At 70.9% G+C, this 24,252-nt stretch carries 23 protein-coding genes; 7 read left to right on the plus strand and 16 right to left on the minus strand.

All coding sequences use genetic code 11. The annotated features are described in order from the left end of the window. Positions 1–10 precede the first annotated feature (10 nt). From OHA89_RS10610 to OHA89_RS10620, 3 genes are all read right to left on the minus strand, one after another. Positions 11–307: a DUF4193 domain-containing protein gene (locus OHA89_RS10610; protein ID WP_030008769.1), complete on the minus strand. Its 297-nt coding sequence runs from the start codon at positions 305–307 to the stop codon at positions 11–13. 382 nt (positions 308–689) lie between these two features. Next, a complete protein-coding gene (locus tag OHA89_RS10615) occupies positions 690–1,931 on the minus strand; it encodes a HAMP domain-containing sensor histidine kinase (protein ID WP_257553815.1) in 1,242 nt (413 codons plus the stop codon). Positions 1,932–1,935: 4 nt separating this feature from the next. Next, entirely contained in the window at positions 1,936–2,589 is a 654-nt protein-coding gene (locus OHA89_RS10620; protein ID WP_030008767.1) for a response regulator transcription factor, read from the minus strand. Positions 2,590–2,847: 258 nt separating this feature from the next. Between OHA89_RS10620 and OHA89_RS10625 the strand changes: the two genes are divergently transcribed. After that, complete coding sequence (locus OHA89_RS10625) at positions 2,848–3,027, plus strand: hypothetical protein (RefSeq protein ID WP_215142523.1); 180 nt, start codon at positions 2,848–2,850, stop codon at positions 3,025–3,027. A 79-nt stretch (positions 3,028–3,106) separates the two neighbouring features. On the opposite strand, the gene OHA89_RS10630 is transcribed toward OHA89_RS10625, so the two are convergent. Both OHA89_RS10630 and OHA89_RS10635 read right to left on the minus strand, forming a co-directional pair. Next, complete coding sequence (locus tag OHA89_RS10630; RefSeq protein ID WP_406366001.1) at positions 3,107–3,910, minus strand: inositol monophosphatase family protein; 804 nt, start codon at positions 3,908–3,910, stop codon at positions 3,107–3,109. Between the two features lie 12 nt (positions 3,911–3,922). Next, positions 3,923–5,089 carry a ferrochelatase gene (locus OHA89_RS10635; RefSeq protein WP_406366002.1) on the minus strand — a complete coding sequence of 389 codons (1,167 nt, stop codon included), beginning with the start codon at positions 5,087–5,089 and terminating at the stop codon, positions 3,923–3,925. 172 nt (positions 5,090–5,261) lie between these two features. Between OHA89_RS10635 and OHA89_RS10640 the strand changes: the two genes are divergently transcribed. Both OHA89_RS10640 and OHA89_RS10645 read left to right on the plus strand, forming a co-directional pair. Beyond that, entirely contained in the window at positions 5,262–6,515 is a 1,254-nt protein-coding gene (locus tag OHA89_RS10640; RefSeq protein ID WP_257553817.1) for an MFS transporter, read from the plus strand. Further along, positions 6,469–7,794: a D-arabinono-1,4-lactone oxidase gene (locus OHA89_RS10645; protein ID WP_266614512.1), complete on the plus strand. Its 1,326-nt coding sequence runs from the start codon at positions 6,469–6,471 to the stop codon at positions 7,792–7,794. The genes OHA89_RS10640 and OHA89_RS10645 overlap by 47 nt, the downstream gene beginning before the upstream one ends. Positions 7,795–7,826: 32 nt before the next feature. On the opposite strand, the gene OHA89_RS10650 is transcribed toward OHA89_RS10645, so the two are convergent. Next, positions 7,827–8,585: a hypothetical protein gene (locus OHA89_RS10650; protein WP_406366003.1), complete on the minus strand. Its 759-nt coding sequence runs from the start codon at positions 8,583–8,585 to the stop codon at positions 7,827–7,829. A gap of 528 nt (positions 8,586–9,113) precedes the next feature. Between OHA89_RS10650 and sepH the strand changes: the two genes are divergently transcribed. Beyond that, positions 9,114–10,130, plus strand: coding sequence for a septation protein SepH (sepH, locus tag OHA89_RS10655; RefSeq protein WP_215142532.1), 1,017 nt, complete (start codon positions 9,114–9,116; stop codon positions 10,128–10,130). A 76-nt stretch (positions 10,131–10,206) separates the two neighbouring features. Here the strand turns inward: sepH and OHA89_RS10660 are convergent, their stop codons facing one another. After that, entirely contained in the window at positions 10,207–11,052 is an 846-nt protein-coding gene (locus OHA89_RS10660) for a sulfurtransferase (RefSeq protein ID WP_266614516.1), read from the minus strand. A gap of 173 nt (positions 11,053–11,225) precedes the next feature. On the opposite strand from OHA89_RS10660, the gene OHA89_RS10665 reads away from it, so the two are divergent. Continuing rightward, positions 11,226–12,023, plus strand: a complete 798-nt coding sequence (locus OHA89_RS10665) for a VOC family protein (RefSeq protein WP_215142536.1) — start codon at positions 11,226–11,228, stop codon at positions 12,021–12,023. On the opposite strand, the gene OHA89_RS10670 is transcribed toward OHA89_RS10665, so the two are convergent. Beyond that, positions 12,020–12,793, minus strand: coding sequence for a hypothetical protein (locus tag OHA89_RS10670; protein ID WP_266614518.1), 774 nt, complete (start codon positions 12,791–12,793; stop codon positions 12,020–12,022). The two genes, OHA89_RS10665 and OHA89_RS10670, sit on opposite strands and share 4 nt — an antisense overlap. Before the next feature lie 61 nt (positions 12,794–12,854). Continuing rightward, positions 12,855–13,313 (minus strand): type II 3-dehydroquinate dehydratase, encoded by a 459-nt coding sequence (locus tag OHA89_RS10675; RefSeq protein WP_406366004.1) that lies wholly within the window; start codon positions 13,311–13,313, stop codon positions 12,855–12,857. A gap of 422 nt (positions 13,314–13,735) precedes the next feature. Here OHA89_RS10675 and OHA89_RS10680 point away from each other — a divergent pair, with 422 nt between their 5' ends. Then, positions 13,736–15,052: a LuxR C-terminal-related transcriptional regulator gene (locus OHA89_RS10680; protein ID WP_266614521.1), complete on the plus strand. Its 1,317-nt coding sequence runs from the start codon at positions 13,736–13,738 to the stop codon at positions 15,050–15,052. Between the two features lie 38 nt (positions 15,053–15,090). Here the strand turns inward: OHA89_RS10680 and OHA89_RS10685 are convergent, their stop codons facing one another. From OHA89_RS10685 to OHA89_RS10705, 5 genes are all read right to left on the minus strand, one after another. Next, positions 15,091–15,954 carry a metallophosphoesterase family protein gene (locus OHA89_RS10685; protein WP_406366005.1) on the minus strand — a complete coding sequence of 288 codons (864 nt, stop codon included), beginning with the start codon at positions 15,952–15,954 and terminating at the stop codon, positions 15,091–15,093. A gap of 128 nt (positions 15,955–16,082) precedes the next feature. Further along, a complete protein-coding gene (locus OHA89_RS10690; RefSeq protein WP_266614525.1) occupies positions 16,083–17,414 on the minus strand; it encodes a cation:proton antiporter in 1,332 nt (443 codons plus the stop codon). A gap of 6 nt (positions 17,415–17,420) precedes the next feature. Further along, the gene (locus OHA89_RS10695) at positions 17,421–18,209 is read right to left on the minus strand and encodes an alpha/beta fold hydrolase (protein ID WP_322975518.1); all 789 of its coding nucleotides are present in this window, start codon (positions 18,207–18,209) and stop codon (positions 17,421–17,423) included. Positions 18,210–18,365: 156 nt separating this feature from the next. Further along, entirely contained in the window at positions 18,366–19,622 is a 1,257-nt protein-coding gene (locus OHA89_RS10700) for a cytochrome P450 (RefSeq protein ID WP_257553826.1), read from the minus strand. Between the two features lie 115 nt (positions 19,623–19,737). Further along, positions 19,738–20,484, minus strand: coding sequence for a class I SAM-dependent methyltransferase (locus OHA89_RS10705; protein ID WP_257553827.1), 747 nt, complete (start codon positions 20,482–20,484; stop codon positions 19,738–19,740). 442 nt (positions 20,485–20,926) lie between these two features. Between OHA89_RS10705 and OHA89_RS10710 the strand changes: the two genes are divergently transcribed. Further along, positions 20,927–22,570, plus strand: coding sequence for a bifunctional 3-(3-hydroxy-phenyl)propionate/3-hydroxycinnamic acid hydroxylase (locus tag OHA89_RS10710; protein ID WP_406366006.1), 1,644 nt, complete (start codon positions 20,927–20,929; stop codon positions 22,568–22,570). A 3-nt stretch (positions 22,571–22,573) separates the two neighbouring features. On the opposite strand, the gene OHA89_RS10715 is transcribed toward OHA89_RS10710, so the two are convergent. Further along, a complete protein-coding gene (locus OHA89_RS10715) occupies positions 22,574–23,473 on the minus strand; it encodes an ROK family protein (protein ID WP_406366007.1) in 900 nt (299 codons plus the stop codon). A gap of 15 nt (positions 23,474–23,488) precedes the next feature. Further along, on the minus strand, positions 23,489–24,181 hold the full coding sequence (locus OHA89_RS10720; RefSeq protein WP_266614532.1) for an HAD-IA family hydrolase: 693 nt from the start codon (positions 24,179–24,181) through the stop codon (positions 23,489–23,491). Between the last annotated feature and the right edge of the window lie 71 nt (positions 24,182–24,252).

The raw sequence follows: 24,252 nt of genomic DNA on the forward strand, positions 1-24,252 counted from the left end.
CCGACGCCTCTCAGTCGCAGTCGCGGCAGATCGGCTGACCGTTCTTCTCACGTGCCAGCTGGCTGCGGTGGTGCACCAGGAAGCAGCTCATGCAGGTGAACTCGTCGGCCTGCTTCGGCAGGACCCGGACGGCCAGCTCCTCGTTGGAGAGGTCCGCGCCGGGAAGCTCCATGCTCTCGACCGAGTCGAATTCGTCCATGTCCGCGGACGAGGTCGACTTCTCGTTACGTCGGGCCTTCAGCTCTTCAATGCTGTCGTTGTCGACGTCGTCGTCGGTCTTGCGTGGGGTGTCGTAGTCCGTTGCCATTGTTCGCTCTCCCCCTCTGGGTGTTAGCGGTGTCTCAGCGCACGTAACGCGCGAGAGGCCGGACTTGTGCCCGACCTGAGGCGGAGATTTTGCCTCACATCAAGGTCTGTTACTCAATCGACACCCAGCCGCCTGCCTGAAGGAGCAATCAGCTGGGATGACGACCGGGACCGTACACGGTCCGGGGGCCGTCTTGCACAAACGCCACCCCGTGTATTTCCCGCCATTCGGGGGGCCGGAAACCCGGACTTCCCGGGCGTTCCGGCTGCGATGGGGTCACAGAACGCACATGGTCCGACACTCGGGCATGTGATCGATCACACAGACCGGGTTGTCTTCACAGGACAAGCATTCAGCCAAAAGCGAACACGGGGTGGAGAACTCACAAGGGAAGAGTGACACGCATCACGAGCCCACCGCCTTCCCGGGGGATCGCCTGGATTCGTCCGCCGTGTGCGCGGGCCACGGAGCGCGCGATCGAGAGGCCGAGCCCGACACCCTTGTCGCTGCCCGTTCGCTCCGTACGCAGCCGCCTGAAGGGCTCGAAGAGGTTGTCCACCTCGTACGCGGGAACGACCGGACCGGTGTTCGACACCACGAGGACCGCCTGGCCGTGCTGGGCCTCGGTGGTGACCTCCACCCAGCCTCCCTCCGGCACGTTGTACCGGACGGCGTTCTGCACCAGGTTGAGGGCGATCCGCTCCAGCAGCACGCCGTTGCCCTGGATGACGGCCAGCGCGCGCTCGCCGCGGATCTCCACGCCCTTCGCCTCGGCCTCCCCGCGCACCTGGTCGAGGGCGCGCGAGGCGACCTCCGCCAAGTCCACGGGCTTGCGCTCGACGATCTGGTTCTCGCTGCGGGCCAGCAGCAGCAGGCCCTCGACCAGCTGCTCGCTGCGCTCGTTGGTGGCGAGCAGGGTCTTCCCGAGCTGCTGGAGCTCGACCGGGGCCCCCGGATCGGAGAGGTGCACCTCCAGCAGGGTCCGGTTGATCGCGAGCGGGGTCCGCAGCTCGTGCGAGGCGTTCGCGACGAACCGCTGCTGCGCCGTGAAGGCCCGCTCCAGCCGGTCGAGCATCTCGTCGAAGGTGTCGGCGAGCTCCATGAGCTCGTCGTCCGGCCCGTCCAGCTCGATCCGCCGGGTCAGGTCGGAGCCGACGACCCGGCGGGCGGTCCGGGTGATCTTGCCGAGCGGCGAGAGCACCCGGCCGGCCATCGCGTAACCGAAGGCGAAGGCGATGATGCTCAGCCCCAGCAGGGCCATCAGCGAGCGGCTCAGCAGGTCGTCCAGCGCGTGCCGGCGCTGTTCGAGCATGCACTGGCCGATCGCGGCGTTGAAGTCGTTGGGCGTCAGCTGGCCCACCACGCCCGGGCAGGTACTGCTGGTGACCTTCACCTCGCCGCCGACGATCTGGAACGGGGGCGCGTTGCCCTCCCGCAGGGCCTGGGCCGCCAGCAGGTAGATGATCGACAGCAGCAGGATGCCTGCGATCAGGAACATCCCGCCGTACAGCAGCGTGAGGCGTATGCGGATGGTCGGCCGCAGCCAAGGGAAAGGACCCTCGGGCTGGCCGGGGTCCCAGGTGGGTTTCGGTGGCGCGACCGGTGGCGCCGGATTGGCGGGCACGCGCTCAGATCCGGTATCCGGAGCCCGGCACGGTCACGATGACCGGCGGCTCGCCCAGCTTGCGCCGCAGGGTCATCACGGTCACCCGTACGACGTTGGTGAAGGGGTCGGTGTTCTCGTCCCAGGCCTTCTCCAGCAGCTGCTCCGCGGAGACCACGGTCCCCTCGCTGCGCATGAGGACCTCCAGCACCGCGAACTCCTTGGGCGCCAGCTGCACCTCCTTGCCCTCGCGGAACACCTCGCGCCGGTTCGGGTCCAGCTTGATCCCGGCCCGCTCCAGTACGGGCGGCAGCGCGACCGTGGTGCGCCGCCCGAGGGCCCGCACGCGGGCGGTCAGCTCGGTGAAGGCGAAGGGCTTGGGCAGGTAGTCGTCCGCCCCGAGCTCCAGGCCCTCCACGCGGTCGCTGACATCTCCGGAGGCGGTCAGCATCAGCACGCGCGTGGGCATGCCGAGCTCGACGATCTTCCGGCAGACGTCGTCACCGTGCACGAGCGGGAGGTCCCGGTCGAGGACGACCACGTCGTAGTCGTTCACCCCGACACGCTCCAGGGCGGCGGCGCCGTCGTACACGACGTCCACGGCCATGGCCTCCCGGCGCAGTCCGGTGGCCACAGCATCGGCGAGCAGCTGCTCGTCCTCGACGACGAGTACGCGCACGTCGTTTCCTTCCTCCGAGCCCAGCAGGGCACACGTGTGTTGCGTCGCCCATCCTGCCCGTTTCGGCCGTAAACCGGCTGTAAGGCGCCGCTCGCAGGGTGCAGCGGGGAGGGCGGCCGGGGCGGAGGTGAGGATTCCCTCGTCTTACGAGGTTTCTGCGCCCAGGGTGCCGGGGAGGACGACAGGACACCCCATCCACTCCCTGACGGCGGACTGCCACGTGCCGCCGCCGACCCACGAAGAGGGGGCGAACCCACCATGGACGCATTCACCGCGGGTCTCCTGCAGCGCATCAGGGCCACGCAGTCGGACCTCAGGCAGGCCCGCGAGGCGGGCGACGACTTCCTCGCGGAAGTGGAACAGGCGGAGCTGGAGGATCTCCAGCGCCTCGCCGCCGAACACGGTGTTCCGGTCTCGGTCTCCGTGCCTGCCTCCTAACCTGCCGGCTCCGCACGGAGTGAACCCCGGCCGCCCTCTCGGGCGGCCGGGGTTCACTCATGCGCCCGTCGGCACCCGTTCAGTCGTGCCAGGCCCCCGCTTCGTCCAGCAGCGGCTGCAGCGAGGCGAACACCGCGGGCGTGGCGGCGAGGACGAGCTCACCCGAGGCCGGTTCCCCCGGCCGGCCGCCGGTCAGGGCCCCGGCCTCCCGGGCGATCAGGTCGCCCGCCGCCAGGTCCCAGGGGTTCAGCCCGCGCTCGTAGTAGCCGTCGAGCCGCCCGGCGGCCACGTCGCACAGGTCCAGCGCCGCCGAGCCGCCCCGCCGGATGTCCCGCACCACCGGAATGATCCCGGCCACGACCTCGGCCTGGTGGGCCCGCCGGGTCTGTACGTACGCGAAGCCGGTCCCGAGGAGCGCCTGGTCCAGCGGCGCCGCCGGCCTGCAGGCGAGGCGCTGCGCACCCAGCCAGGCCCCGCCGCCGAGCACCGCGTGGTAGGTCTCCCCGCGCATCGGCGCCGCCACGACGCCCACCACGGTCTCGCCCCCGTACTCGGCCGCGATGGACACGCCCCAGCTCGGCAGCCCGTACAGGTAGTTCACGGTCCCGTCCAGCGGGTCGACGACCCACCGCACCCCGCTGGTCCCGGGGGTGTCGGCCCCTTCCTCGCCCAGCAGCCCGTCCTCGGGCCGCCGCTCGGCGAGGATGCCGGTGATCAGCTTCTCGGCGGCGATGTCCATCTCGGTCACCACGTCGATCGGGCTGCTCTTCGTCGCGGCCACCGCCAGATCGGCCGGTCTGCCGTCGCGCAGCAGTGCCCCGGCCTGCCGGGCGGCCTCCAGCCCCACGTCCAGCAGTTCGGCCTTCAGCTCATCGGAGATCACGGTCCCTCATCCCTACGCGTACGGACTGTCCGCGCCCGCGGCCGCCGGCCGGGGCGCGCGCGCCGGGCAGCAGCCCACGGCGCACAGGTCATGGCTCTGGCCGAGCGTGCCCACCCAGCACTCCCGGGCCTGTTCGCCGCGTTCCTTGGCGGCCCGCTCCAGCACGAGTTCCCGTACGGCGCCGGCGAAGGCGGGGTCGGCTCCGACGGTCGCGGAGCGCGCGACGGGCAGGCCCAGTTCGGCGGCCTTGGCGGTGGCCTCGGTGTCGAGGTCGTAGAGGACCTCCATGTGGTCGGAGACGAAGCCGATGGGCACCATGACCACGGCCGGGGCGCCCGCCTCGTGCAGGGCCTCCAGGTGATCGCAGATGTCCGGCTCCAGCCACGGGATGTGCGGGGCGCCGCTGCGGGACTGGTAGACGAGCTGCCAGGGGCGCGTGACACCGGTCCGCCTGGCCACCTCGTCGGCGATCACCCGGGCGACGTCGAGGTGCTGCTTGACGTACGCGCCGCCCTCGCCGCCCCCGGTGTGGTCCTCGACGGGCCCGGAGGTGTCGGCGGCGGCCGTCGGGATGGAGTGGGTGGTGAAGGCCAGCCGGGCGCCCGGCCGGGTCTCCTCGGGCAGCGCGTCCAGCGCGGCGATCACCCCGTCGATCATGGGCTCCACGAAGCCGGGGTGGTTGAAGTAGTGCCGCAGCTTGTCCACGCGCGGCAGTTCCAGGCCCTCGGCGGCCAGGGTGGCCAGCGCGTCGGCGAGGTTCTCGCGGTACTGCCGGCAGCCCGAGTACGAGGCGTACGCGCTGGTCGCGAGCACCGCGATCCGGCGGCGCCCGTCGGCAGCCATCTCGCGCATCACGTCGGTCAGGTAAGGAGCCCAGTTCCGGTTGCCCCAGTAGACCGGGAGGTCCAGCCCGTGCTCGGCGAAGTCCTTGCGCAGCGCGTCCAGCAGCGCGCGGTTCTGCGCGTTGATCGGGCTGACCCCGCCGAAGCCGAAGTAGTGCTGTCCGACCTCCTTGAGCCGCTCGCGCGGGATCCCGCGCCCGCGCGTGACGTTCTCCAGGAACGGCACGACGTCGTCGGGTCCCTCGGGCCCCCCGAAGGAGAGCAGCAGGAGGGCGTCGTACGGGGCGGCGAGGCCTTCGGCCCTGGGCTGGGCGGCGGCGCGGAGCTGGTCTGACATGCGTCGAATCCTGCCACCCGGCTTCCGCGCGCGGGAATCGGCCCGGCCGGGGAGGACGCCCGCACCACAGGTAAGGTGACCCTAAGTTTCCAGGTCGGGAAGCTTCCCCGTGCGGGCGCCTCATCGGCAGTCGTAACCTGTATGGGCCGATGACGTCCCTTACGGAGGGCCCTTGCCCAGTCCCTATCGCGCCATCTTCGCGACCCCAGGCACCAAGGGGTTCAGCGCCGCCGGCCTCATAGGCCGGATCCCGATCTCCATGGTCGGGGTCGGCATCCTGACGATGATCTCCGAGATCACCGGCCGCTACGCGATGGCGAGCGCGCTCACCGGAACCCTCGCCCTGGCCGCCGCCGGGATCGGCCCGCAGGTCTCGCGGCTGGTGGACCAGTACGGCCAGCGGCGGGTCCTGCGCCCCGCCACCCTGATCTCCGTGGCCTCGGTGACCGGACTGCTGATCGCCGCCGCGAACGGGTGGCCCGACTGGACCCTCTTCGTGTTCGCCGCGATCGCCGGCTGCGTGCCGAGCGTCGGCTCGATGGTCCGCGCCCGCTGGACCGTGATCTACCAGGACTCCCCGCGCGAGCTGCACACGGCGTACTCCTTCGAGTCCGTGGTCGACGAGGTCTGCTTCATCTTCGGCCCGATCATCGCCATCGGGCTGTCCACCACCTGGTTCCCCGAGGCCGGTCCGCTGATCGCCGCCGTCTGCCTGCTGGTCGGCGTCTGGCTGCTCACCGCGCAGCGCGCCACCGAGCCCCCGCCGCACCCGCGCAGCGAGCACGGGGACCGCACCTCGGCCCTGCGCTCCCCCGGCCTCCAGGTACTGACGTTCACCTTCGTGGCGACCGGTGCGATCTTCGGTTCCATCGACGTGTCCACGCTCGCCTTCGCCGAGGAGCAGGGCCACAAGTCCTGGGCCAGCTTCATCCTGGCGATCTGGGCGCTGGGGTCCTGTATCGCCGGAATCGTGTTCGGCCTGCTCCATCTCAAGGGCCGGACCGAACTCAGGTGGGTACTGGGCGTATGTGCGATGGCCGTGAGTATGATCCCCCTCCTACTGGCCGGGAACCTTCCGTTTCTGGCCGTGGCGCTCTTCGTCTCGGGCCTCGCCATCGCTCCCACGATGATCACCACGATGGCCCTGATCGAGGCGCACGTACCACGCGCGAAGCTGACCGAGGGCATGACCTGGATCAGCACCGGCCTCGCGGTCGGCGTCGCGATCGGCTCCTCCGTGACCGGACTGGTCATCGACGCGGCCGGCGCGCAGCGCGGGTACGTCGTCTCCATCGCGTCGGGGGCGGCCGCGGCGGCGGTGGCGTTCGCGGGATACCGCCGGCTGACGAAGCCGGCGCAAGGGGAGGAGCCAGCCACCGATGGGGACGGCGACAGCAGGGCAGAACAGCCAGACCGCGTGGCGTAACTGGGCGGGCAACGTCTCCGCCACGCCCGCACGCACGGTGACCCCGGCCTCGGTCGGGGAGCTCCAGGAGGAGGTCCGCCGGGCCGCCGAACAGGGCCTGCGGGTGAAGGCGGTCGGCACCGGCCACTCCTTCACCGCGGCCGCCGCGACCGACGGGGTGCTGGTACGCCCCCAGGCGCTGGCCGGGATCCACTCGATCGACCGCGCCGCGGGCACCGTCACGGTGGCGGCGGGCACGGTCCTCAAGGACCTGAACGTGGCCCTGGCCAAGGAGGGCCTGTCGCTCACGAACATGGGCGACATCATGGAGCAGACGGTCTCCGGCGCCACCAGCACGGGCACCCACGGCACCGGCCGCGACTCGGCCTCCATCGCCGCCCAGATCCGCGGCCTGGAGCTGGTCACGGCCGACGGACGGCTGCTGACGTGTTCGGAGAAGGAGCACCCCGAGGTCTTCGCGGCGGCCCGGCTCGGCATCGGGGCGCTCGGCATAGTCACCGCGATCACCTTCGCCGTGGAGCCGGTCTTCTTCCTGACCGCCCGTGAGGAGCCCATGGGCTTCGACCGGGTGACGGCCGAGTTCGACCAGCACTTCGCGGAGAACGAGCACTTCGAGTTCTACTGGTTCCCGCACACCGGCAACTGCAACACCAAGCGGAACAACCGCAGCCAGGGCCCCGCGGCCCCGCCCGGGCCGGTGAGCTCGTGGATCGAGGACGAGCTGCTGTCCAACGGCATCTTCCAGGCGGTCAACTCGCTGGGCCGCGCGGTCCCGGCCACCATCCCCGCCATCGCCCGCGTCGCCAGCCGCGCCCTGTCCGCGCGCACCTACACGGACATCCCGTACAAGGTGTTCACCAGTCCGCGCCGGGTCCGGTTCGTGGAGATGGAGTACGCACTCCCGCGCGAGCGGGTGGTCGAGGCGCTGCGGGAGCTCCGGGCGATGGTCGACCGCTCCGGGCTGCGCGTCAGTTTCCCGGTGGAGGTGCGGACGGCCCCGGCGGACGACATCACGCTGTCCACCGCCTCGGGCCGCGAGACGGCGTACATCGCGGTGCACATGTACCGGGGCACGCCGTACCAGGCCTACTTCACGGCGGCCGAGCGCATCTTCACCGCGCACGGCGGCCGGCCGCACTGGGGCAAGGTGCACACGCGGGACGCGGAGTACCTCGCCGGGGTCTACCCGCGGTTCGCCGAGTTCACCGCGCTGCGCGACCGGCTGGACCCGGACCGGGTGTTCGGCAACGACTACCTGCGGCGCGTCCTGGGCGACTGACCTCGGCCGGGCCGGACCGGGCCCGACCGGGCTCAGGGGGCGCTCTGCTGCTGCCCGGACGGCGCCGACGCGTCCGGGCTCGGCGTCGGGGTCGGGGTGGGCGTGGGCGGCGTTGGCGTCGGCGTCGGCGTCGGCGTCGGAGTGGGCTTCGGAGGGGACGGGCTGGGCACCGGGTCCCCGGAGTCCGAGGGGCCCGGGGTGGAGCTCGGGCTCCGGCCGCCGCCGCTGTGCGAGCCCGAGGGGGCCGGGCTGGTCCCGGATCCCGGGGTCCTGCCGTCCTTCTCGCCGCCGCCCGGCTGCTCCTGGGGCCTGGAGGGCTGGTGGTCGGACGCCTTGCGGGTGCCTCCGGAGAGGATGGTGCCGCCGTCCGCGCTGACCGAGGTGCCGGCGATCGCCTCGTAGCTCCCGAGGACACCCAGGGAGATGGCGAAGACGGCGCCGGCGGCCACCGCCGTGCGCTTCCAGCCCCGCACCCGGGTGCCGTGCACGGTGGCCTCGCCGAACTCCTCGCAGGGCCCGGGCCCGCCGGGCAGCGGTACCTGGCGGGCCCTGGGGCGGGCGGTCTCGCGCAACTGGTCGCCGGTGCGCCGGAAGAAGTGCTGGATGACGGGACCGCCGGCGGTGGCGACGACGCTGACCACACCGGCGCCCAGGATGGTCCCGTAGACCCCCATCTTCGAGGCGAGGAGGGCCGCCGCGACGGTCGCGAGCGAGCTGCCGGCCACCTGAGCGGCGCTCAGGTCGAGCTTCTTCTTCTCCGGTTCGACGTCATGCGTCCTTTTCTGACCCATCGCCATCCCCTGTGTGTCCTGCCTCTCCCGCGCCGGAAGCCTTCAGCAGTTACTGACACCCGAGCGAAACGAATAGTTCCGTTTCTGCGGATTCTGTGAAGCAAGACACCCGGAAACGGACACGGGTGCAGGTGGAGCCCGCCGGAGGGCACGCCAACTCCCGCCGTCCGGGAGAACTTCGGCGGCGCGGCGGTCCACCCAGGTGGCCCGAATGGAGTACTGTGACGAGCCCTGGGGTCGTCCTTCCTTACGGATGTCCGGACTCGGGAGAGGGGGCCGGTTGATGGAAAACGGCACTCAAAGACCGGTGATGCCGCGGTATCGCACGGGTTCCTGCTGCGCACAGTAATCGTTCGGTCACTGTGTGTGCCCAACAGGTAACCGTGCCATAACGGCGATCAAGGGCGCATGCCCGACACGCCGGTTTAACTCGGCAAGGTTGTGGCAGGCTGCACCCGGGCAGGCCACACTCGACTAGCGGAAGCAGCGACGCACGTGACGTCGGCAGGCACCACCCGGGAGGTCCCCATGCCCGAACTGCGTGTCGTGGCCGTCTCAAATGACGGCACACGACTGGTGCTCAAGGCTGGGGACAGCACGGAGTACACGCTTCCGATCGACGAGCGGCTGCGGGCTGCCGTGCGCAACGACCGCGCGCGCCTGAACCAGATCGAGATCGAGGTCGAGAGCCACCTCCGCCCCCGCGACATCCAGGCCCGCATACGGGCCGGTGCCTCCGCTGAGGAGGTCGCTCAACTCGCCGGCATCCCCGTCGACCGCGTACGCCGCTTCGAGGGCCCGGTGCTCGCCGAGCGCGCGTTCATGGCCGAGCGCGCCCGCAAGACCCCCGTGCGCCGTCCGGGCGAGAACACCGGACCCCAGCTCGGCGAGGCCGTGCAGGAGCGGCTCACCCTGCGCGGGGCCGAGAAGGAGTCCGTGCAGTGGGACTCCTGGCGCCGCGATGACGGCACCTGGGAGGTCCTCCTCGTCTACCGGGTCGCCGGTGAACCGCACTCGGCGAGCTGGACGTACGACCCGCCGCGCCGGCTGGTCGTGGCCGTGGACGACGAGGCGCGCTCGCTGATCGGCGAGTCCGACGACCTGCCCGCCACGCCGGAACCCAGCTTCCCCTTCGTGCCGAGGATCGCGCGGCTGCCGCGCGACCGGCCGCTGGACCGCGCTCTCGACCGCCAGCTGGAGCGGCCGGTCGCCCCCCAGCCGGATCCGGAGGAGGAGCGGGACACGCTGACCAGCCTGCTGGAGGCGGTCCCGAGCTTCCGCGGCGACATGGTGGTCCCGGAGCGGACCGAACCCCCGGCGGCGGAAGCCGAGGCGGAGGAACCTCAGGCTCCGGCCGCGTCGGCGGGCGCGGGCTCCGCGTACGCCGACGTCCTGATGCCCCGCACGGTGGCCGGCCACCGCGACCGGCTGACGGGCACCACGGACCGGCAGGCCGAGGCGGACGGGGTCCGTCCCGGACGCCGCGCGGCGGTGCCCAGCTGGGACGAGATCGTCTTCGGGACGCGGCGCAAGAAGCAGGAGTAGCCGGGCCAGGGCCGACCAGGACCGGCCAGGAGGATCGCCGCCGCCCGGACGTGCCGGGCGGCGGTTCTCTTCCGGACTACTCGGGGTCCGGGCCCGTGGCCACCGGGCGGGCCGGATCCGCGGACCACTCCGACCAGCTGCCGGCGTAGAGGTCGGAGGCGATGCCCGCCACCTCCAGCGCAAGCACCTCATGGGCGCCGGACACCCCGGATCCGCAGTACACGCCGACCGGGGCGGCGCCCGAGGCGCCGAGCCCGGCGAAGCGCGCCCGCAGGGCATCGGCCGGCAGGAAACGGCCGTCCGGACCCACGTTCTCCGTGGTGGGGGCCGAGAGCGCGCCCGGGATGTGGCCGCCGACCGGGTCGATCGGCTCGACCTCCCCGCGGTACCTCTCCCCCGCACGTGCGTCCAGGAGGACCCCCGTACGCGCACGCGCGGCCGCTCCGTCCGCGTCGAGCAGCCCGACGGCTCCAGGAGTTGGCTTGAAATCGCCCTCCGTGGGGGTCACCCGGTCAGCCGACACGTCACCCCCCGCTGACGTCCACGCGGCCAGGCCGCCGTCCAGTACCCGTACGTCCTCGTGACCCGTCCAGCGCAACAGCCACCACGCCCTCGCCGCCGCCCAGCCCTGGCCGCCGTCGTACACGACCACCGGCACGTCCGCCGAGACCCCGGACCGCCTCATCACCGCCCCGAAGGCCTCCGGGTCCGGCAGCGGGTGCCGGCCGCCCGACCCCGCCGGACCTGCCAGTTCGCGGTCGAGGTCGACGTACACCGCGCCGGGCAGGTGCCCGGCCTCGTACGCGGGGCGCTGGTCGGGGCCGCCCAGCTGCCAGCGGATGTCCAACAGCACGGGAGGCCGGGAACCGGCCAGCTCGCTCATGAGTTCGGCGGCGCCGAGGATCGCAGTTGTCGCAGTCATACGGCCCATCTTCCACCCCGTCCGGCACCGCCGTAACAAGCGCGTCACCTGCCGGGCGCACCGATCCGGTCACTCTCTCCCGGCCCCGAAAGAGCGGCCCGGTCGAGGCGCGCCGAGCCCCCCGGAGTGGAAGCATCAGCAGCGGCAGCGGCACGACGGAGGAGACGGTTGACATGACCGAGGCAGCGGAACCAACGCGGCGCACGCCCGGCACCCCGTGCTGGGTGAGCCTCATGGTGCACGGCCTCGGGACCACCGAGGACTTCTACGCCGACCTGTTCGGTTGGGAGTACGAACCGGGCCCCGAGCAGCTCGGCCCGTACGTCCGGGCCCTGTTGGACGGCCGCGAGGTGGCCGGCATCGGCGAGATGCCACCGGACCGCCATCTTCCGGTCGCCTGGACCACGTACCTCGCCACGGACGACGCCGACGCCACGGCCGAGACGATCCGCTCGTGCGGCGGCACGGTGGCGGTGGGCCCGCTGGACGCGGGCATCGCGGGGCGGGTGGCGATCTGCTCCGACCCGCTGGGCGCGATCTTCGGGCTGTGGCAGGCGGAGAGCCACATGGGCACCCGGCTGCACGGCGCCCCGGGCACGCCGGTCTGGAACGAGCTGGTCACCCAGGACACCTCGACGGTCGGCAAGTTCTACGAGCACGTCTTCGGCCACGAGGCGCAGACGCACTCCACCGCCTCGGACGACTTCGACTACGTGACCCTCCTCCTGGAGGGCCGCCCGGTGGCCGCCGTGCACGGCGTCGGCCGCTCGCTGCCGCACGACCGGGGGCCGCACTGGATGGCGTACTTCGAGGTCGAGGACACCGACGCGGCCGCCGCCCGGGTCTCCGATCTGGGCGGACGGATCCTGGAGCCGCCCCGCGAGGGGCTCAGCGGGCGGGTGGCCACGGTCGCGGACCCGGAGGGCGCGGTCTTCACGGTCGTACGGTCGCGGTCGCGGAGGTCTGCCTAGCGCCCGAGGGCGAGGCGGACCGTGATGCCGTGGCGGACGCGCAGCCGGCGCAGCTCCCACAGGGAGAGCGCGGTCACCGAGAGCGGCGGCGCCAGCAGGAACAGCACGCGTACGGCGAGCGGGGCGTTGACGGGCGCGTCGTCGAAGAGCTGCACGACGAAGAGCGACCAGACCAGCACGGGCGAGAGCAGCGGCGGCAGCACCTCGTGGACGTCGGCGGTCCGGAAGGCGTGGTGGACGCAGAGCACCGCCGAGGCGAGCGCGAAGGGGATGAGGAAGAGTCCCGCGATCGCTCCCAGGCCGAACGCGAACGTGCCCGCGTACGGCAGCCCGTAGGACATCCCCAGGACGGTGGCGAGGAGCGCCCCGATGGCGGTGGCCGGTCCGCGCAGCCGGGCGCGGTAGAAGGCGGGACCGGGCGGCCGCGCCGACAGCACGAAGGCGGCGAGTCCGAGCGGTCCGAGCACGAGCAACAGCCCGGCGCTGATGAGCACTTCGGCGAACTTGTCCTCGACGATGCCGCCCGCACCCTCACGCAGCGGGTAGGACAGCACCAGCCAGAATCCGGCCAGCAGGCCGATGGCCGTCCGGGCGATCTGCGCGCGCCGGATGCCCTCGTCCACGATCCGGTCCGGGCGTGCGGGCCGGTGTATGCGGGACGCGAGGTCGAACGGCGCCCGGACCACCCGGACCCAGCCTGGTCTGCGGACCGGCGCCGGACCCTGCGGGTGCGCGGGCCGGTATGCGGGCGCGGGTCGGTGTGAACTCACGGCGTCGTCCCCCCATGACGAAGATGATCACCGCATCATAGGTCGAGCGGCCCTCCCGCACTCAGGCAATGGGCTTGTGCGGTGTTGCCTCGGACAGGTGCAGCAGCGCCTGGGCGGCCAGGCGGTAGCCGAAGGCTCCGAGACCGACCACCACACCGCTGGCCAGCGGGGCGATCACCGACTCGTGCCGAAACTGTTCGCGGGCCCAGACGTTGCTGAGGTGCACCTCGACCCAGGGCGGTGAATAGCTTGCCAGCGCGTCGCGCAGGCTCCATCCGGCGATCATGAGAGCGCCGGGATTGACGATCGCGCCGACAGTGGTGTCGGTGTGCTCGTGAATGGCGCGGACGAGGTCTCCTTCCGAGTCGTTCTGAATGGAGACGACTTCCCACCCCTTGACGCTCACTTCCTCGGCAACCGCCTTCTCGATGTCGGCCAGCGTGTCGGTGCCGTATATCTCCGGCTCGCGTCGCCCCAGAATTCCCAGATTGGGACCGTTCAAGAGAAGCACGACACTCAAGGGGACACCTCGTCATTCACTGCACCGGCGAGCTCTGGACCATCTCCATGCTGTCGACGCCGTCCGCGGTGCGCCATCATCAGAATTGATAGTTCCAGCGGCGCCCTCCCGCCCGCTCCGTGCCCGCCTCGGTCGAGGAACTGCCGGGTGTCCGCTCGAAACCGGCTCGGGTCGCGCTGGACGGCATCTTGCGCGCTTCCTTCGCCCCGTACGACGGGGATCCGGCAGCGCACCGGCGCGGACCGGTCCGCCGGGGTCTGTCCGACCTCCGCGAACCGCCTGGAGCCGCCCTCCAGTCGGCCAAACCCGATCACATCTCGAGGGGTTCCTGAGTCTCCGCCACCTAGTCTCTGCCGGGAACTCAGCCGGTACCCCCACAGGAACGACGCGGCGTGAATGATGGTCCCCTGACAGGAGATGTGATGCTCGATTCTCTGTTCCGCTTGGAGCTGCCGCCCGCCTTTTCCGCCATGCGGGCCTGCGGCAGCGGCTCTTGCGAGACCGTCAGACTCTCTGCGCTCTCTTTTACCGCCTGGTCGGGTGGCGAACTCGTGGAGGCAATACGCCTGGCGGAAAAAGCCAGTCAGCAGCACCCTGAATGCGCCGGCCATTGTGTGGGGCCGGCGACGGTCTGGCATTCCGCCCTGCTGGTCAGAATCCGCGAGCTCGTATCCGCGGCGCGTTCGCTCGCCCGCGTGGAGGAACTGACGGTCGGCGTCAAGGACACCGACGGACTGGTGGCGGCTTCGCTGATCTGTGCCGGAGATCTCGCGCTCGCCCAGGGGGACGTCAACACCGCTGTCGCTTCAGTGGGCAGGGGTGTTCACAAGGCGCAGCAGGCCGGCCTCCGCTGCATGCTTCCCGACGCGCACACGGTGATGGCGCTCAGCGCTCTCCGGCAGGGCAACATGAGCGTGAGCCTGGAGTTCGTGGATCAGTTGCGGGACGACGCCCTTCTCGGCCGGACGACCGACAGGCCCGGTCAGTACGCGTGGGCCGCGGCTCAGCTCCTGGAGGTGCAGGGCGGCGCGAAGAACGCCGCGCATTTCATCGTGGGCATCATCACGGATGACCAGCTCATCCTGGAGCTCCTGACCTCGCAGCCGGCCGCTGCCGCCTGGCTCGTCCGGGCCACGAGGGAGCTGGGCGACGAATCCCTCGCCAAGCGGGTGGCGTCCGAAGCCTCCGGCCTCGCGGCGCGCAACTTCGGGCTCCGTTCGATGGAAGCGGCGGCGATGCACGCCGGCGGGCTGCTCGAGGACCATCCTGAAAGACTCATCGCCGCGGGTGAAGCGCACCTGGATCCGTGGGCCGGTGCGTCCGCCTACGAGGACGCCGGGAATCTCCTCTCCGCACTGAGCCAGGAACGCGATCGGGCCGTCGAGACCCTCGAACGGGCGGTGGACGGGTACGCGAACTCCGGGGCTCCGCGCGATGCCCGCAGGGTCGTCAGCAAGCTCCGCTCACTCGGAGTGCGGCGTGGCCGCTACCCGCGGTACGTCGGACAGGACGGCGTGAACACCGGCTCCCTCACCGAGACCGAAGCCGCCGTGGCCGAACTGGTAAGCCATGGGTTCACCAACTCGCAGGTCGGCGAGCATCTCTTCATCTCCGGTCACACGGTGGCGTTCCACCTGAAGAAGATCTTCCGCAAGCTGAACGTGGCTTCTCGTGTGGAACTGACGCGAGCGTGGAGCCGCATCTCGGATGCGGCCGCCGAGCCCGCGTCCGCGGGCTGACGTCCGGCGGCCGGCTTCGCCGTGGCGCGGTTCCCCGATCATGCTGTCCCGGCCTCCATCGGCAGGATCCGGCGCAGCTTTCCCGGTGAACCCCCCGGGCGCTTGCGCCACTCGCGGGGATATCCCACGGACACCTCTTCGAAGCGGACGCCCTCGTGGTAGGTGGTCCTCGGAATGTGGAGGTGGCCGTAGACCATGGCGGCCACGCGGAACCTGCGGTGCCAGTCGGCGGTCAGCCGGGTCCCGCACCACATGGCGAACTCCGGGTACCACAGGACGTCCGTCGGGTGCCGGTCGAGCGGGTAGTGGTTGACGAGGACGGTGGGCAGGTCGTCGGGGATCTCGGCGAGCCTGCGCTCGGTCCCGGCGACCCTGGCCCGGCACCAGGCCTCGCGGCTCGGGTAGGGGTCGGGGTGCAGCACGTACTCGTCCTGGCAGACGACTCCGGTCTCGTGCGCGTAGGCCAGCCCCTGCTCCTTGGTGGTGCAGCCCTCCGGCAGGAAGGAGTAGTCGTACAGCAGGAACAGCGGCGCCACGGCCACGGGGCCGCCCGGACCCTCCCAGATCGGGTAGGGGTCCTCGGGCGTCGTCACGCCCAGTTCGCGGCACACCTCGACCAGGTGCTCGTAGCGGGCGACACCGCGCAAGGTGACGGTGTCGCTCGGGTGGGTCCACAGCTCGTGGTTGCCGGGGACCCAGACGACCTTGCGGAAGCGGCTCGCGAAGGTCTTCAGGCACCAGCGGATGTCGTCCACGTTCTCCGCCACGTCCCCGGCCACCAGCAGCCAGTCGTCGTCCGAGTCGGGCGTCATCCGCTCGACCAGGGCGCGGTTCTCGGCGTAGTTGAGGTGGAGGTCGCTGATGGCCAGCAGCTGTCCGGCGCCGCCGGTGGTCCTGGCCATCACTCGCTCCCTTCAGCGCTCACGAGCCGTGGCGAACTGCAAGTCATACAACTCTCCTCCTGGCACTCTTCGCGTGCCGGCTGAACCCTCGCCCGAGGGCGACGACAAGTCCTCATGTCCTCAAGTCCTCAGACCGAGGCGGGTGGTGAGGGCGTCAGGTCGCGCGGTTTGCCGCCGCCCATGCCCATCTCCGTCTCGGCATTCTCCTCGATCCTGTCCATGGCCGCGCGGAGAATGGGCGGCGCCATGAGGGAGGTCACGATCGCCACGAGGATGATGATGGTGTACGTCTCGGGGCCGAGAATGCCGAGCCGCAGCCCCACCATCGCCACGATCACCTCGATCACCCCGCGGGAGTTCATGCCGGCTCCGAGGGCGAGGGCCTCCCACCGGCCCAGCCCGCTCAGCTTCGCGCCGATGTAGGCACCCGCGAACTTGCCGAGGACGGCCACGGCGAGCACCGCGCACGCCGCCGCCAGAACGGCGGGCCTGGCCAGCGCGGTCAGGTCCATCCGTATCCCGGCCGTGGCGAAGTAGACCGGGGCCAGGAAGGCCAGCACCGTGGTGCGCAGCGGGGCCAGCTTCTCCCGGTCCAGCTCGCCGCTGGTGGCGATCAGTACGCCGCACACGAAGGCGCCGAACACGGCCTCCAGACCCATCGCGTGGGTCGCTGCCGAGCCCAGCAGGACGATCAGCGCCGCCACCGCGACGGTCGGGCCAGCCTCCGGGGACCGGTTGGCCGCCCTCAGCGCGATTCTCACCGCCGGGCGGCCCACCAGCACCGCGAACAGCACGACGCCCGTGGGGTACAGCAGGGCGGCGGCGATCTTCCCGGTGGTCAGCCCGACCGTTGCCATCGCCGAGACGATGGAGAGCAGGAACCAGCCGATGACGTCGTCGATCACACCGGAGGCGAGGGTCAGTTGTCCGACCTCGCGGTGGAGGAGGTTCATGTCCATCAGCGTCTTGGCGATCACCGGGATGGCGCTGACACACAGGGCCACTCCGAGGAACAGGGCGAACACCGTCGGGTCGGTGCCGCCCGGCAGGAGCGAGGACGGCAGCAGGAAGCCCACGGCGACGCCGAGCCCCAGGGGCAGGAGCAGACCGGCGAGACTCACCCGGACCGCGGTGGCCCCGCGCCGTTTGACGAGATCGAACTTCAGCTCCATGCCCGTGACACCGACCAGCAACAGCACGCCCAACTGCCCCACCGCATCGAGGAGATGCATCTGGCCGGGCTGCTTCGGCAGCAGCCAGTCGGCGAAATCGGGCAGCACGTGGCTGAGCACCGAGGGACCGAGTATCACTCCCGCGAACAGCTCGCCGACGATCGCGGGCATCTTGAACCAGGCGGCCAGCTGGCCCAGGGAAAGAGCCAGGAGAAGGAGGAGCGCCAGCTGGAGAAGAAGCACCAGCAACGAGTGGTGGGCGATGGTCGGTACGGGTACGGAGCTCATCTCACGTCACCTCAGATCGCTGCCTGCATACGCATCGACGCTCTTCCGGGCCAGACTCTCCGCCAGCAATCCGACCACGCGCTCGTTCTGATCGACGAGGTAGAAGTGGCCTCCCGGCAGTACGTGGAGCTCCGTCGGCCCGGTGGTGTGCTCCTCCCAGGCTGCCGCTTCGTCGATCGAGACCCGCGGGTCATTGTCTCCGGTGAGCACCGTCACCGGGCAGTCCAGCTTCCGGCCGCGTTCGTACCGGTACGTCTCGACGGCACGGTAGTCACTGCGGATGGCCGGCATGATCATTTCCAGCAGCTCGGGGTCGGTCAGCATGGCCGAGCTGGTGCCGCTCAGCTTCCGCAGCTCGGCCACCATCTGGTCGTCCGACTCCATGTGGACCCGCTCCTCGCGATGGCAGGAGGGGGCCCGCCGGCCGGAGGTGAAGAGCCGTACCGGCGAGGGGAGGCCGGCGTCCTGGATGCGCAGCGCGACCTCGTACGCGAGAACGGCGCCCATGCTGTGTCCGAACAACGCCAGGGGCCGGTCGTCGAGCCGGCGCACCGCCGCGAATATCTGATCGGCCAGGTCGGGGATGCTGGCGATGTTCGGCTCGTGGCGCCGGTCCTGCCGCCCCGGGTACTGGATCGCCAGCACCTCCACCGCGGGCGCGAGCGCCCTGGACAGCGGAAAGTAGAAGCTCGCAGACCCGCCGGCGTGCGGCAGGCACACGAGGCGGACCCTGCTGTTCGGCGCCGGGTGGGATCGGCGTACCCACTTCTCGAATTGCTCCGCTGCTTGAGGCACGGCCAGAAATTCCTTTCGGGAAGGCGGGATCCGCGCCGGCCCCGATCATCGCAGTGTCTTTTCAGGAGCGTAGGACAAGCGCGACCGGCCGGACATCCCTCGATCTGATAGGTCAACCACCTTGAAAACCAAGGCGGATACCGGCGATGACCGCGCTCAGCCGAGCCGCAGCGGGAGCTGCGCGACCGCGGTGAAACCGGTCCGCAGCACCCACGGGATCTCCTCGCGCCCTGCGGCGAGGGACATGTCCGGGAACCGGGCGAACAGCGCGTGCAGTGCCACCTCCGCCACCTGGAGGGCCAGCGGTGCACCGAGGCAGTAGTGGGCCCCCTGCCCGAACCCGAGGTGGCCCGTCCCGGTCTCCCGGCCGACGTCCAGCCGCTCGGGATCGTCGAACTTGCGCGGGTCGGTGTTCGCGGAAAGGATCAGCGGCAGGACCGGCGCCCCCGCCGGGATCGTCACCCCGCCCAACTCGACGTCCTCGGCCGGGTACCGGGGGTTGCCGAACTGAGTGGGCCCCAGGCGCATGAGCTCCTGCACCGCCTGCGGCCACCGGGACGGGTCCGCGCGCAGCGGCGCGAGCTGGTCCGGGTTCTCGAGCAGGGCGAGCACCGAGTTGCCGATCAGGTTCATCGTCGTCTCGTAGCCGGCGAGCACCAGGGTGAAGACCAGTTTGACCATCTCCCGGTCGGAGAGGCGGTCGCCGTCGTCCTCCTGGGCCTGCACGAGTGCGGTGACCAGGTCGTCACGCGGCTCGGCGCGCCGGCGCGCGATCACGTCCAGCAGGTGGTCGGCACACTCGCGAAAGACGGTCGGGAGGCGCTCGACGTGCTCCATGGGCGCCATCAGGACGCGCCCCCACGCGTACCAGTCCGGGCGGTCGGCCTCGTCGATCCCGACCAGCTCGCTGATCACGGTGGCCGGCAACTGGAAGCAGAACGACTCCATGAGGTCGACCGGCTTGCCGTCGCGTCCCGCCTCGGCCAGCCGGTCGAGCAGCGTCGCGGTGATCTCCTCGACCCGCGGGCGCAGCCCGGACACCCGCCGTGCGGTGAACGCCCGGGAGATCAGGCGCCGCAGCCGGCGGTGGTCGGCGCCGTCGATCTCGATCAGCTTGCCGGAGAGGTAGTCGACCACGTCGGACGGGATGTTGAGCCGCTTCATGACCGTGAACCGGCTGTCCGAGCTGCCTCCCCGCACCGATGCCGGGTTGTTGAGGAACTGCGGGTCGGTGAGGACGCGGCGCACGTCGTCGTAGCGGGTGACCAGCCACATCGGCGTCCCGCCCATCATCGAACCGGTCAGCACCGGCGCCTGCTCACGCATCCGCGCGTGCGCGGCGAACGGGTCGGCAACCAGTTCCGGCGAGAACAGGTCGACCGGGGCGGCCGGGTTCTCGGCGGTGGCGGTCATAGGTCTACCCCTTCGTGTCAAAGAACTCCGGCCGCACGCGCGGCCGGCTGCTGTACGAGCAGCCGGCCGCGTGGAGCCCGCGCTGGACGGGCTGATGACCTGGCAGCGGCTGCTGCTAGCCGGCGCGTACGGCCGTGAGCTGCCAGACGGGAGCCTTGATCTCGCCCTCCAGCTCCTCGTCGGGCCAGGAGAAGGCCGGGTCGAAGGCGACCGGCGCGTCGGGGGCGCCCTCCGCCGGCTTCGCGCCCAGCATCTCGCGGATGCCCTCGTGGGTGAGCGTGGTGTCGTACATGGCCAGCTCGAGGGAGGCGATGTCCCACTTCTCGCCGAACGTCTCACGGAGGTTCTTCTCGGTGACCCGCTGCACAGTGGGGAAGGGCGCGTGCGCCTCTGCGGCGAACACCCACAGGTGCAGCTTCGCACCGGGCTTGGTGGCACGGTGCAGCGCGGCGACGTAGGCGCGCTGGGCGTCCGCGGTCAGGCAGTGGTAGAGCGCGCTGTCGACGACCGTGTCGAAACGGCCTTCGAAACCCTCGAGGCTGGTCGCGTCGGCGACGGTGTACTCGACCTCGACGCCCGCGGCCTCGGCCCGCCTCTTCGCCTCCTTGACGGCGGTCGGGGCCGCGTCGATGCCGGTGACCCGGTGGCCGCGCGAGGCGAGGAAGATGGAGTTGCCGCCGAGCCCGCAGCCGATGTCGAGCACGTCGCCGGTGATCTGGCCCGCGTCCTCGAGCGCGATCAGGAGCGGCTGCGGCCCGCCGATGTCCCACGGCGCCGGGGCGCCGACCAGGGTCTCTCCTCGGTAACCTGCGTAAAAGGCATCGTTGTCGAGGGTTTCCAGTGAAACTTGCTTTCCGGTCACACGAGCCTCCAGCGAATTGTTCAACGAGATTGATTTTTAGCATCCGGCCGCACTGGCATACCGTCAACCGCGGGAATACTCCGAACCGGCAGCGGTGGCGAACTACCCAGGCCTTATTTCCGCGCGCTGGACACTGTGGAACCCGCAACTTGCATCGTCCTTCCACAGGTTAGGACGGGCGTCACCGGCTGTGCATCCCTCGATCTGATAGTCATTTACGGGGCAGCCCATAGGGCATGGAGGGCCCGCTGAGCATCCCTCAACCTGATAGGTTTTACCGATCCTTGACATGCCTCGAACGCCGGAATACTATTCTGGCAATTTTCCAGCGTGGCGGAATTCAGCCTTCAAACAGCGCGGACCTGTGAAGTTTCCTTGACGCCGTTTTTCGAAGTGCACACTGATCTGCCCACAGCATGCGACTAGGGGCGAGATGCCAACCATGCGAACGCACGATACGTACTCGAATCCGACGGACACGGACGTCGTCATCGTGGGCAACGGGCCGATCGGTGCCACGCTCTCGGTGCTGCTCGCCCAGCGTGGCTGGCGGGTGACGGTGCTCGAACGCCGCCCCCGGCCGTACAAGCTTCCCCGAGCGACCAGTTTCGACGGGGAGACCGCCCGGCTCCTGGCCGGCACCGGAATCGGCCCGGAACTCGACCGGGTCACCGAGCCGGCCAACGGCTACCAGTGGCAGACAGCCGCCGGCGCGGTGCTGCTGGACATCGGGTTCACAACGGCCGGTCCCTACGGCTGGCCGGACGCCAACACGATGCACCAGCCGGCTCTGGAGGAGCTGATCGCGGCCAGGGCGGCGGCGCTTCCCGGCATCACGGTGCTGCGCGGGCACGAGGTCGTGGGGATCTCGGACGGCGAGGAACGGGTGGAGGTGACCGCCGCGACCGACGACGAATCGACGCGCGTCCTCACCGCGAGGTGGGTCGTGGGGTGCGACGGCGCCAACAGCTTCGTGCGCGACCACCTCGACGTCTCCGTCACCGACCTCGGGTTCTCCTACGAGTGGCTGCTCTGCGACGTCGAACTGCGCCAGCCGCGCGAGTTCACCCCCAGCAACGTGCAGATCTGCGATCCGGCCAGGCCCACGACGGTGGTGGCCAGCGGCCCCGGGCGCCGGCGCTGGGAGTTCATGCGCCTGCCGGGCGAGAGCGCCGCCGAGCTCAACCGGGAGGAGACGGCCTGGCGGCTGCTGGCGCCGTTCGGCGTCACCCCCGACACGGCCACCCTGCTGCGCAGCACCACGTACATATTCCAGGCCCGTTGGGCCGACCAGTGGCGAGTGGGCCATGTCCTGCTGGCCGGCGACGCGGCCCATCTCATGCCGCCCTTCGCCGGGCAGGGCATGTGCTCCGGCATCCGGGACGTCGTCAACCTGGCGTGGAAGCTGGACCTGACGCTGCGCGGGCTCGCGGCCGAGTCCCTGCTGGACAGCTACACGGAAGAACGCCGTGCGCAGGCCAAGGAAGCGATCCTGGCGTCGGTCCAGTTGGGCCGGGTGATCTGCGTGACGGACCCGGCGGACGCCGCCGAGCGGGACGCCACGGTGCTGGCCAACCGGCGCGGCCGGCCGGCGGCGCGGCCGGAACCGGCGAAGCCGCTCTCGGACGGGCTGCTTCACCGGCGGTCCGCAGCGGAGGCGGCCGAGCGGGCGGCGGGTGCCGTCGTACCCCAGGGACGCGTGGGCCGGCAGGGCCGCAGCGGGCTGTTCGACGAGGCCGTCGGCCGTGGTTTCATGCTGCTGACCAGCGACGATCCGTACACCGTGCTCGACGAGGAGCGGCTTTCGTTCCTCGCCGGCCTGGGGACCCGCGTGGTGCGGCTGCTGCCTCCCGGGCAGGCGCCGGAGGAGGCCGACGGCGTGACCGATGTGATCTGCGTGGAGGATGTGGACGACGTCTACCGGCCGTATCTGGCGCGGTTCGGGGCGACTTCTCTGCTCGTCCGTCCGGATTACCACGTCTTCGGTGCCGCGAGCGGCCCGGGCGGCACCGAAGCGCTGGTGGACGACCTGCGGGACCAGCTGGGTGCCGCGGTGCCGGCCGGTGCACCGCACCGGGCCGGCTGACGGTCACGGCGCGATCTGCCGGGCGAGCGCCAGCGCCCCGCGCAACGACGACAGGCCGCCCAGCGCTGCCGGTTCCACCGGCAGCGGGGGCTGGCCGGGGCGGGCCAGCCCGGCGAGGTGGTCGGACACCAGCCCGACGAGCCCGGGGATGCCGGCCGCGAAGCCGCCGCCGATCAGGACGCGCTGCGGATGGACCAGTTCCTGGACGCCGGACACCGCGGTGGCCAGGGCCCGGCACGTCTCTTCAACCGCGGTGACGGCCCACGGCTGCCCTTCGTGCAGCGCCCGCCGAAGTTCCTCGAAGGTGGCGGGCGCTCCCCGCAGATGAGCCGCGCGGCGCAGGGTGGCCGGTCCGGAGGCGATCGCCTGGAGGCATCCCCGGCGGCCGCAGACGCACGGCGCACCGCCCATGTCGACGATCACGTGTCCGATCTCGAACGAGCCGCGGCCGAGCCCGGGGCAGAGTGCGCCTCGCAGGACGAGACCGCCGCCGATGCCGGTGCCCACTCCGAGGTAGAGCAGGTCGTCGCAGCCCGAGGCCCGGGCCTCCGCGAGTGCGCCGAGATCGCCGTCGTCCGCCCAGGCCACGGCCGCTTCGGGAAACAGCGCACGCAGGGACTCGTCCAGAGCGAGCCCGTTCCACTCCGGCCGGCTGGGCCAGGCGGTGATCCGGCCGGCCGGATCGACCGTCCCGGGCATCGCGACGCCCACCGCCCGGAGAGGCGCTGCGATCCGTGTCCGCAACTCCCCTACATGTCGGGCGAGTTGCGCCAGGTCCCGGGCGGCGCTGTGCCGCGGGTCCCACCGGAACGCGGACTCGTCAACACACTCCGCGCCGGCCTCCACCCGGAAGGCGACCTTGGTGCCCCCGATGTCGACACCGAGGTGATGTGCCTTCTCCATGCCCGGTGACGGCCCTCAGCCGCGGGGCACGGAGGGGCACAGTGCCAACAGGTCGGCAGGGCGGTGCAGGACGGCGCCGGGCTGAGCGGCCAGCAGTTCGTCCTCGTCGTCGACATCGGCCCACAGCGCGGCGGCCGAGGCCACACCGGCGCCCTTCGCACTGGCCAGGTCGGTCGGTGCGTCACCGACCATGATGGCCGCCTCGGCCGGCAGCCCCAGCAGATGGAGAGCGTGCTCCACGATGTCCGGGGCCGGCTTCGGGTTGGCGACCTCGTCCGACCCGATCACGTGGTCGAAGAAGGGCAGCAGGCCCAGCGTTTCGAGAAGCGAGCGTGCCCGCGGCCCGCTCTTGCCGGTGGCCACCGCGAGCCTGTACCCGCGCACCCGCAGGGTCAGCAGCAGCTCGACGATGCCCTCGAAGACCGGCACCTGGGGCGCGAGCCGATAGCTCTCGCGGACGAAGGGCTCCTCCATCTCCAGCGGGAGGTCCATGATCCGCATGATGTCCGGGAAGTAGCGCCCTTGGTGGCGCCGGTACTCCTCGAACGGCGCCGTGCCCTCACCGACGACCTCCTTGTACGCGATGGCGAAAGCCTCTTCCATCACCGCGAAGCTGTCGACGATGACCCCGTCGAGGTCGAAGATCACGGCGCGCCTGACGGCCGGCAGCGTCTCCGTCTGCGGTCGCCCTACCGTTGTAATTGTCATGTGATGCCCATTCCGTGCGTCTGCTCGTTCTCTTGGAACCGGTGCTTCCACCGGCTTTCCCGACCATCCGC

Source organism: Streptomyces sp. NBC_01546 (assembly GCF_045208355.1).
Lineage (GTDB): Bacteria > Actinomycetota > Actinomycetes > Streptomycetales > Streptomycetaceae > Streptomyces.